Genomic DNA, 10,491 nt, shown 5'->3' on the forward strand with positions numbered 1-10,491 from the left:
ACCCGCGATGTATTGCTGGAATCGGCTAATTTCCTGGGGACCAACATCCGCAAAACCGCTCGGAAATTGGCCATGCGCAGCGAGTCCTCGATGCGTTTTGAAAAAGGCCTGGATATCAATGGGGTCATCTATGCGCTGGACCGGGCTGCTCAGCTCTTGCAGGATCTGGCCGGGGGCGAAGTTGTCGAAGGAATTTTCGATTGCTACCCGCAGGTGGCGGCTCCTGTTGAAATACTGCTGCGTCCCGGACGGGTCAATCATCTTCTGGGAACCGATATCAGCATCGAGGCCATAAAGGGATATATGAATTGTCTGGGTCTACCCTTCGATGAAAAGGACGGGCAGCTATTGGTTCATGTACCCAGCTACCGGGTGGATCTAAACCTGGAAGCGGATTTAATTGAAGAGGTGGCCAGGCTTTATGGCTATGACAACATCCCCAGCACTCTGTCCCGGGATGCCAGCCGCGGCGGGCTGAATCCCTACCAGCAATTCCGCCGCCAGGTCACAGCGGTGATGGCTCGTTATTTCAATGAGGTCATCAATTACAGCTTCATTAACCCGACGGCCTTCGAGCAGATTATGATGCCTGAAGACAGCCCCTTGCGCCGGACGGTTAACATTGCCAACCCGCTTTCCGAAGAGCAGAGTGTGATGCGCACCCTGTTGCTGCCGGGCTTGTTGAAAAGCCTCAGTACCAACCTGGCCAGGAGAAACCTGAACTTGTCTTTTTTCGAAACCGGTACGGTTTTTTATCCCGGCGAGGAGAAACTGCCTGCTGAAAATCTTAAACTGGGGGCCATAGTTTGCGGGCGCAGCCAGATCAATTGGATGAAGCATGATATAGAAATGGATTATTACTATTTGAAAGGCATGGCCGAAATCCTTTTAGAGGAGATGGGCTGCCCCGCAGTCAGCTTTGCCGCGGCAGAGGCTCCCGGTTACCATCCGGGCCGCACCGCAGCCGTCTCCTGTAACGGGGAGCGGATCGGGGTACTGGGCGAGCTTCATCCCGCAATTCTGGAGGCCTATGGTATTAAAGAGCGGGCCTGTGCCATGGAACTGGACCTGGATAAACTCTATGCCCGGTGCAGCCAGCGGATTGAATCCCGCGAGATCCCCAGGTACCCTGCGGTTGAACGGGATCTGGCCTTGCTTTTGGAACAGTCCAGAACCATGGCTGAAACCATGCAGGTCATTCGGGAAGCGGCCAGCGGGCTTCTGGAACAGGTCACTTTGTTTGACGTCTACGCCGGGGAGCAGGTGCCGGTTGGCTACAAGAGCCTGGCCTTCCGCCTTACCTTCCAGTCCTATGACCGGACCCTGACAGATGCGGAAGTAAATGCGGAAATGGACGCCGTCCGTCAGAATGTACAGACCCGGCTACAAGCTGCCCTGCGCTAGGATAGGAGATTACGATTGTGGGGGCGGTCCCCAATCGTTATACAATCGTCATGCGGGGTTTACTGGCCGCCTGCCACAGATTCCGGGAGGCCTGATTAATAAGACATAGAAAATATTGCCGGAAGGAAAGTAAATCAGGTTCAGAGAATATAATATATTAACCAAAACAGGCACGGTTCACCAGGACAGCATCCGCCGTGAAAAAGAGGGCTAGAGGCCCTCTTTTATTTTACTGCGGGCAGGGAGAGCGGGGGCCCTCTTGCTTCTCACTCTCTCAACAAAACGCCCTGTCCTTACCGAATCCAGCAAATTGCGATGATGACCACAATCAGGCCGAATTGTATTATAATGAGGGGTAGACGGGTTTGTGAGGAGGGGGGTCATTATGGCCATTTCCAGCTTTAAAAGCTATGATATTCAGGTTAACGTAAAGGGCTTAGGCCCTTATATTATCCCTAAGGAAAGCACCACCGGGGATCTGGTCGGCCTCTTGAAAGACCGGGTTTCGCATCAGGTAGCGGCAGTGATTATCGACAATCGGCTTGAGGATTTGAACTTCGTCCTGGATAAAGACTGCGATATAGAACTGATAGATACCAGCAGCGAGAGCGGAGCCAGAATATACCGGCGCAGTATTGTTTTTATGCTCATTAAGGCCTGCCGGGAGCTGTTCCCTCACAGCGAGCTGATCGTCAAGCACTCACTGTCAAACGGCCTCTATTGCGAGCTCCAGGATCAGCCTCTAAGCGACCGGGATATAGAACAAATTCAGAAGCGTATGCGGGAATATGTGGTTCAGGACTTACCCATTGAGAAACGGGTGGTGAGCCGCGAAGAAGCACGGCGCATCTATGCCCGGCAATGCCAGCTGGATAAAGTGGGGCTGCTCGAATATCGTGACAAGGCCACAGTGCACATTTATGAGCTTGACGGCTACTATGAGTATTTCTATGGCTATATGCTGCCGCGCACCAGCGATCTGGAGCGTTTCCGGCTGTTGAATTACCCGCCCGGAATGATCCTGCAGACCCCCGATGTATACAACCCGGACGGCATCCGGCCATTTTCCGACCTGCCCAAGCTGTTCAATATTTATCAGGAAGCCAAGAAATGGGCAGTGATGCTGGGTACGCCCCATGTAGCCGCTTTCAATGATATTATCCGGGAGGGCGGTTTAAGGGATTTGATAATGATCAACGAGGCTCTGCATGAAAAGAAAATTGCGGACATTGCCGATCAGATCTGTTCAAATCCGGAGATCAGGCTGGTGACCATAGCCGGACCCTCTTCATCAGGTAAAACTACTTTCGCCAATCGCCTCATGATTCAGTTGAGGGTCAACGGGCGCCGTCCGGTGAGCATTTCTATGGACAATTATTTTGTGGATCGGGATCTGACCCCGCGGGATGAAAATGGTGAGTATGATTTCGAAGCCCTGGAAGCACTGCAGTTGGATCTCTTCAATGAACACCTGTGCCGTTTGATCGACGGTGAAGAGGTGGAAATACCGCGTTACGATTTTCTGACTGGCCGGAGTCTGAGCCGGGCCAGCAGGCTGCAGGTGCCTCCCGGGGAATTAATAATAATAGAAGGGATTCACGGCTTAAACGAAGGGCTCACCTTCAGTGTGCCCCCGCGCCAGAAGTTCCGCATCTATGTGAGCGCTCTGACACAGCTGAATATTGATTATAGCAACCGCATCCCCACCACCGATTCCCGGCTGATCCGCCGGATTGTCAGGGACAACCGGGTCAGGGGATACTCCGCGCTGGAGACCCTGGGAAGATGGCGCTCGGTGCGCCGGGGAGAAGAACGCAATATCTTCCCTTTTCAGGAAAATGCCGATGTGATGTTCAATTCCTCCCTGGTTTATGAATTAGCCATATTGAAACCCTATATCGAGCCGCTGCTTGCCGAAATCAAGCCGGATATGCGGGAATATGTGGAGGCCACCACCCTGTTGAAATTCTTGAGCTACTTCCGCCCCGCGCCAGACAATTTTGTTCCGCCTAACTCCATACTGCGCGAATTCATCGGAGGCGGCTGGTTTAAAGATTGAACAATCCAAAGGTTTTAAACCGGGTTTGACTCAAGATGGAAAGCGGGTGCAGAATATAATCAGCCGGTTTGCTCTTTCACGTTTGGCCAAGCGTTTAGCAATGGATGGCATTAAAAACGGCTGCAGGGGAATAAATGCCGGCGTTAGGAACTATTTTATAGTCCCCTTCCCATCTGGGATGATTGATACGAGGTTGTGATCGGTACGAACTCCTGCCGACGGCTCTAAGGAGGAAAAACCGCGCTGCCTTTAAAATTTAAGGAGGTAGTAATGCCCAATCTGTTTCAACGACGTTTGACCCTTTTTTACCTCTTGCTTATTGTTGCCGTGATGGCGGCCATGGGTGTGATTTTGAATATGGTGATCAAGCGCGGTTCTTTTGACGCTTCTATGGACAAGTTCCTTTTAACCATGGTGCTGGCAACCGTCGCGGTAGGTATTGTGGCCGCCCTCATAAACATCTGGATTGCGGCCCAGATGTCAAGGCCAATCGAAATCATAACCGCAGGGGTAGACAACATGGCCCAAGGCAACCTGCGCCAGCGCATACACCTCTTGCCATCGGATGAACTGCATCATCTGGGGCAGTCAATCAATGAACTGGCAGAGACCCTGGAGCATAACCTTATTGAGATCTCATCGGTAAGAAACCGCCTGGCCCTGGTTTTAGACACTACGATAAACGGTATTTTTACGGTGAGCCAGTACGGCAGAGTAACCTATATGAATCGGGTAGCCTCAAAGATACTGGGGCTTGGTCCCGAAGAGTTGGGCAAAAAGCATTCCGAAGTCATTCAAAACTATACTTTAATCGATCTCATCGATAAGGTGCGCACCACTCACCAGCCGGTGCGTTGTGAGATCAAATTCCACAGCCATCTCGACCGACTCTTGGAGGTAAATGTGGTGCCGCTAAGGGCTGGCCTATATGGCCGCGAAGAAGGCACTCTGGCCATTTTCAACGATATTACCGAATTGAAGCGGCTGGAAAGGGTGCGCAAGGATTTTGTGGGCAATATCTCCCATGAACTCTTAACTCCGGTAACCACTATCACCGGCTATGCAGAAAACCTGATGAATTGCCAGGGTATGGACCGGGAACAGATCCGGCAAAAATCGGCCGTTATTTACGATGAAGCCAATCGTCTGCAGCGCCTCATCAGCAGATTGATGGAACTGTCCCGGATTGAATCCGGTCGCTTACAGCTGCACCTGCAAACCCTTGATATATCCGAAATAATCGAGAAATCCATTTCCATGTCGCGGCGGGATCACGAGCAGGAGATTTGGGTGGATTTTAATAAGCCGACCGAGCCACTGATGGTGGATTTTGATGAAGAATTGATCGTACAGGTGATACTCAACCTCTTGGACAATGCCGTCAAATACAGCCCCCCCAATACCCCGGTGGTGATCACGGTTGAAGACCAGCCTGAAGAGGTCAAAGTCACGGTGAGCAATCAGGGTGAGGGAATTCCTCCGCAGGAGAAGGAGCGCATCTTTGAACGCTTCTACCGGATTGATAAAGACAGATCAAGAGACACCGGAGGTTTTGGCCTGGGCTTATCCATCGTCAAACATCTGGTGGAACATCATAACGGCAAGCTGGGTGTGGAAAGTGAGCTGGGCCGCGGGGCTACGTTCTACTTTACCTTGCCTCACAAAATTGAAACCGGCGGTGAACTGCCGCAATAGGATTGCGGCTGACCTGGGAGCGGCGGCAGGAAAAACCCGCCTTAACAGAGAATAAACAGCAAATATTGACCTTAAAATGAGGGGTGAGCTGCTTGAACAATAAAAACCAAATTACGAAAGTTACGGTATCGATTTTTAACGAAGACTATGTGGTAAGAGGAGAAGAAGATCCTGAATACATACAGATGCTGGCCTCCTATGTCGATAGACGCATGCGCATGATTTATCAGCGTAATCCCAATCTCTCCAGTACCAAGGTGGCAGTACTGACAGCCCTCAACCTGGCGGACGAATTAAACAAGCTGCAGGAAGACTATGACGAACTGGTAAGAGCCATGGAAGAGGAGCGTAAAAATAGGATGGGATAACTCATGACCAACCTGGAAGTGGCAAGCAAGCAAAGCGGGGGCAAATATTCTATCGGACTGGCATTGCCCCTGGCCGAGAAATTAGCAGAACATCTTCACCACCGCCTGCCGGGGACCCAGGTTCAGATAGTTGGCAGTCTGCGCCGGGGTAAAGCTCTGGTAAGTGATGTGGATATTTTAGCAGGCTGCCCGGACGGCAGTAAGGTGGCGCAGGCCCTGGCTGATTTTTCCGGCATCGATCTGCATGCGCGGGAAACTGACCGCATCGCAGGGTATCTGCCCCATCGCATTCCTTTTGAAATCATTCTGGTCCAGCCCCGGGAATTTGCCTGCCATCTTCTGACTTCCACCGGCTCCAAAGCCCATCGCAATCGTATTATGAAAGGTTTAGAAACAGCTCCCCCGACCTCCTTCCAGAACGAAACCCAGCTCTACCAGTACCTCGATATGGCCTATATTCCGCCTGAATTACGCGAAGACCGGGGCGAGATCGAAGCCGCCCGGGAAAAGCGCCTGCCGGAACTGGTTGAGCTGCGGGATATAAAAGGCGACCTGCATGTGCATTCCAATTGGAGCGATGGCTTCGAAAATCTTATAGTTCTGGCAGAGGCGGCCCGTTTAAGGGGTTATGAATATATGGCTATAACCGATCACAGTCAATCCCTGCCCAGTACCGGGGGATTGAACCCGGAACGCCTGAGTATGCAGGCCCGGGTTATAGACGGTCTCAACCGGCAACAGCCGGGGCTGCGTCTTCTGCGGGGCATTGAAGTGGACATCCTCAAGGATGGCAGTCTGAACCTCAGCGACGCAGATTTGGAGCAGCTGGATGTAGTCATAGCTTCTATTCACAGCCATTTCAGATTGGATCGGAAAGAGCAGACCCGGCGCTTATTGCGGGTCATCGAGAATCCTCATGTGGACATAATCGGACACCTCACCGGGAGGATGCTCAACAAACGCTCAGGCTATGAACTTGATCTTGAGCGGATTCTCCAGGCGGCCGCCCAGCACCATAAAGTACTGGAAATCAATTCACACCCCAGCCGCCTGGACATTGACGAAGATGTGGCCCGCAGGGCTGTTTCGCTGGGCATCAAGATCGCGGTCAACAGCGACGCCCATCACCAGGGGGAAATGGACCTGCTGCGCTATGGCATCTTCAACGCCCGCCGCGGATGGGTTGAGGCCGCGGATGTAATCAATACCTGGAGCCTTAAAGAGGTTCTGGACTATTTTCGGTCCTGATCTTCCGGGTTCTATTCCGTTTTTCACCACTTCTCCTCAAACAAACCACCACTGCTTCCCGGTTTAACTTCATGACATCTCCCCGCCCCGGAGAATAAACCCTTGGGACTCGGCGCAATAATAAGGTATCCGGGGCTTAAGGAGGTCGGAGCAATGTTAAGCTATGCATTCCGCGCTGCGGTGATGTATTTTATGGCCTTGATCATGGTCAGGGTATTGGGCAAGCGGGCTCTGGGTGAACTGGGGCCTTTTGATTTCGTAGTCATGACCGGGGTGGGTCACACCGTGGTTTCCATCGCCCTGGACCAGAGTATACCTTTCATCGAGGGGGTAGGAGTTCTTGGCACCTTGGCTTTTCTGGAATGGCTGATGTGTTACCTGGGACTGAAAAACCAGAAGCTGTCCAATCTTATCACCGGAACCCCGGTAGTTTTGATAGAAGACGGCCGCATTATCAAAGAGAATCTGGCCAAGGAGAAATTCAATGTCGATGACCTCATGCAGGAACTGCGCAAACAAGGGATTCCCGATATTGACATGGTGGAAAAAGGGGTTCTTGAATCCTGCGGAGGTTTTAGCGTTATACTGCGCAGCGGGGATGAGCCTCTCACCAAAAGGGATTTGGGAGTATATGCTCCCCCGCGTAATGAGGTTTTGACCAAAGTGGGATTGACGCGGAAGAATTTTTTCAAAGAACAGGAGAAACCCAACTGGCAAGGCGAACCGGAATTGTCCCTTCCCCAGGCCTTCAGCAAGCTGGAGGCTCAGCTGCAAGATTTATCCAGCCGCTTGGACGAAATCAATAAAGCATTAAAGGCCCGATAGATGGCTTTGTGATATAATGGAAACGCATTTTTTTAAGCGCATTAGATGAAGGGTGGTCAAAAGATGAAGTTAAAAGAGATATATGAACTGGCCGTCAGCCTGGGGAAAAGATATGATCCGCGCGGAGATGAAATCAATGCCTGCCTGGAGCGGGAGGCGAAGGCTTATGAAGCGTTAAAAAGCAGCGATCAGGAGTACTATGATACCGAGGCCTTATCCAATCCCTACGGCGATACCCGCATCCTGCAGGGCAGCGGGGACGAAGAGGTTGAAGCGGTCATGACCGGAATCGACATCGAAACCCCGGAAATCCTGCTGGCCGATCAGCTCAGGAAAAACGGCCGCCGTATTGATGCGGTGATTGCCCACCATCCCGAAGGCATCGCCCAGGCTGCTCTGCACCAGGTAATGCATGTTCAAGCCGATATGCTGGCCCAGGCCGGCGTGCCCATCAGCATAGCCGAAGGCATCATGGAGGCGCGCATTGCAGAGGTACACCGCACCTTGATGCCGGTAAACCACCAGCGGGCGGTTGATGCCTCCCGTTTGCTGGGGATACCGTTTATGTGCGTGCATTCCCCGGCCGACAACCTGGTAAATCACTATCTGAAGCAACTGTTTGCCAGTAACGCTTACCGCAGTGTGGAGGATGTCTTAGAACTCCTGCTGACTATTCCCGAGTTTCAGATGGCCCGACGTTTAAAAGCCGGCCCGCGCATTCTGGCCGGAGACAAAAAGCGCCGGGCCGGACAGATATTCATAAAAATGACCGGGGGAACCGGGGGCTCGGAAAAATCCTACGAGAAGTTGGCTCAAGCCGGGATAGGCACTGTGATATCTATGCATATGACTGACAAGCATCGCCAGGCGGCCAAAGACCATCATATCAATGTCATCATATCCGGACATATGGCCAGCGATTCGCTGGGAATGAATCTGTTTCTGGATGAGCTGCAGAAAAGGGGCATAGATATATTGCCCTGCGCCGGATTGCTCCGGGTAGAGCGCTAAGACCCCTGTTCCGGTGCTTCAGGAGGTAAAAAAATGGAATTGTTAGCCCCGGCCGGCAACTGGGCTGCACTACAGGCCGCCTTTGCCAATGGGGCGGATGCGGTGTATCTGGGCGGCCGGCATTTCAATGCCAGGCAGTCTGCGGCCAATTTCAGTCTGACTGAGATTGAAAAGGCTGTAGAATATGCCCATTTACGGGACAAAAAAATATACCTCACCTTCAATACCTTGATTGACAACCGGGAGTTCCCGGCTGCGCTGGATTATGCCTATTCCCTGTACCGCAGCGGGGCGGATGCGCTGATCATCCAGGATCTGGGTCTGTTGACCAGCCTGCATGAACTTCTGCCTGATCTGCGCCTGCATGCCAGCACGCAGATGACGGTGCACAACGACCAGGCCGCGCTTTTACTGCAGAAACAGGGCGTGGCCCGGATAGTCTTGGCCCGGGAGATGTCTTTGGAAGAAATAAACCGCATTCATCAGGAAACTCCGGGGATGGAATTTGAGGTATTCGTCCATGGAGCCCTGTGTTTTTGTTATTCAGGCCAATGCCTTTTCAGCAGCATGGTGGGTGGCCGCAGCGGTAATCGGGGCCGCTGCGCTCAGCCCTGCCGCCTGCCTTATCAGCTGATGGCGGATAATGGCGCCGAAAAGAAGCCGGTGGAGGCTCGGGGTCGCTATTTGCTAAGCCCGGCTGACCTGTGTCTGGTGGATCATCTGGCAGAACTTAAAAAGGCCGGAGTCAACTCGCTCAAGATCGAAGGACGCATGAAGCGGCCGGAATATGTGGCGGTTGTAACCTCGGCCTACCGTCATGCCCTGGATCTGCTGCGTTCCAATCCGGAGGCCCGGGTGGATGAAACCCGGCGGAAGAAGCTTTATCAAATCTTTAACCGTACTCTGGGCACTGGTTTCCTGGTGCCGGGACAAAAGGCGCTGAGCATTAACCGCCCCAATAATCGCGGGGTGTATCTGGGCCGGGTGATCAGTCACTACAGCGGTTATATTACCATAAAGTTAAGCGATACCCTGGCTTTGGGCGACGGCCTGGAGGTGTGGGTGGCCCAGGGCAAAGGGCCGTCAGCTATTGTCAAAGCTATTGACCTGGACGGTCAGGCCGTCGTTCAAGCGGTGCGCGGCCAGGTAGTGACTGTTCCCATGCCGGGGCGGGCTGCGCCGGGAGACCGGGTCTTTAAGACCCATGACCAGGCCTTGATAGCTGAAGCCCAGGCCAGCCTGCAAGCCGACCAAGCTTTCAAAATCCCGGTTAAAATGATGATACGGATTAAAGCAGGGAGCCCCTTGCAACTGACCCTGGATGATTCCGCCGGCCGCAGTGTAAGGGTGGAGGGCAGTACTATAGCAGTGCCGGCTCAGGGGCAGCCTTTAGAGGAAGAGGTCATCCTGGAGAAGCTGTCCCGCCTGGGGGGAACCCCGTTTGTCCTGGATGAGTACCGCTTGGAATATGAAGGCAACCTGATCCTGCCCTACAGCGATCTCAACGAAAGCAGGCGCCGGGCCGCAGAGCAGCTTCTGGCTTTGATTACCCATCGTCCGGCCCCGGACGCGGAGGATCAGGCCCGTTTTCAGCAAGGGGTAAAAGAGCGTCTGGGCCCAAAATCGGTGCGGCGCCGCATTGCCCCGCCGTTGCTGAGCATAGCGGTCGGCACCGTTGAAGCAGCCCGCCAGGGGATAGAGGCCGGCGCTGATCGCGTATATATTGCCATCGAGGGCTGGCGGGGTTATACTGCCAAGAGGGAAGAGATTGCGGCCTTATCGCGCTGGGGCAGCCAGCGGGGCGCCGAAGTCATTCCCGCTTTACCGCGCATACAAAAAGCCGGTGAAATGCAGCCCTGGCAGGAGATAAAACCGGCCGCA

General features: G+C 53.1%; 8 protein-coding genes. All 8 read left to right on the forward strand.

What is annotated here, in order from left to right; all coding sequences use genetic code 11:
- The coding region (pheT, locus tag B2633_RS08680; RefSeq protein WP_483170211.1) for a phenylalanine--tRNA ligase subunit beta at positions 1-1,404 on the forward strand (1,404 nt) is incomplete at its 5' end.
- Positions 1,405-1,789: 385 nt separating this feature from the next.
- Positions 1,790-3,463 (forward strand): uridine kinase family protein, encoded by a 1,674-nt coding sequence (locus tag B2633_RS08685; RefSeq protein ID WP_483170212.1) that lies wholly within the window; start codon positions 1,790-1,792, stop codon positions 3,461-3,463.
- Positions 3,464-3,733: 270 nt separating this feature from the next.
- A complete protein-coding gene (locus B2633_RS08690) occupies positions 3,734-5,158 on the forward strand; it encodes an ATP-binding protein (RefSeq protein WP_481038204.1) in 1,425 nt (474 codons plus the stop codon).
- A gap of 92 nt (positions 5,159-5,250) precedes the next feature.
- Entirely contained in the window at positions 5,251-5,526 is a 276-nt protein-coding gene (locus tag B2633_RS08695) for a cell division protein ZapA (RefSeq protein WP_481038205.1), read from the forward strand.
- Positions 5,527-5,529: 3 nt separating this feature from the next.
- A complete protein-coding gene (locus B2633_RS08700; RefSeq protein ID WP_483170214.1) occupies positions 5,530-6,774 on the forward strand; it encodes a DNA polymerase/3'-5' exonuclease PolX in 1,245 nt (414 codons plus the stop codon).
- Between the two features lie 153 nt (positions 6,775-6,927).
- Positions 6,928-7,599 carry a YetF domain-containing protein gene (locus B2633_RS08705; protein ID WP_481038207.1) on the forward strand — a complete coding sequence of 224 codons (672 nt, stop codon included), beginning with the start codon at positions 6,928-6,930 and terminating at the stop codon, positions 7,597-7,599.
- 63 nt (positions 7,600-7,662) lie between these two features.
- Positions 7,663-8,610: an NGG1p interacting factor NIF3 gene (locus B2633_RS08710; RefSeq protein WP_483170216.1), complete on the forward strand. Its 948-nt coding sequence runs from the start codon at positions 7,663-7,665 to the stop codon at positions 8,608-8,610.
- 33 nt (positions 8,611-8,643) lie between these two features.
- On the forward strand, positions 8,644-10,491 hold a 1,848-nt coding region (locus tag B2633_RS08715; RefSeq protein ID WP_483170217.1), incomplete at its 3' end, for a peptidase U32 family protein.

Source organism: Syntrophomonas sp. UBA1041 (genome assembly GCF_002316705.1).
In the GTDB taxonomy this organism is placed as follows: Bacteria; Bacillota; Syntrophomonadia; order Syntrophomonadales; family Syntrophomonadaceae; genus DTU019.

Bases quoted from the DNA above. Each gene is read 5' to 3' on its own strand.
- B2633_RS08685 (WP_483170212.1), top strand. From the start codon at position 1,790: ATGGCCATTTCCAGCTTTAAAAGCTATGATATTCAGGTTAACGTAAAG.
- B2633_RS08690 (WP_481038204.1), top strand. From the start codon at position 3,734: ATGCCCAATCTGTTTCAACGACGTTTGACCCTTTTTTACCTCTTGCTT.
- B2633_RS08700 (WP_483170214.1), top strand. From the start codon at position 5,530: ATGACCAACCTGGAAGTGGCAAGCAAGCAAAGCGGGGGCAAATATTCT.
- B2633_RS08705 (WP_481038207.1), top strand. From the start codon at position 6,928: ATGTTAAGCTATGCATTCCGCGCTGCGGTGATGTATTTTATGGCCTTG.
- B2633_RS08710 (WP_483170216.1), top strand. From the start codon at position 7,663: ATGAAGTTAAAAGAGATATATGAACTGGCCGTCAGCCTGGGGAAAAGA.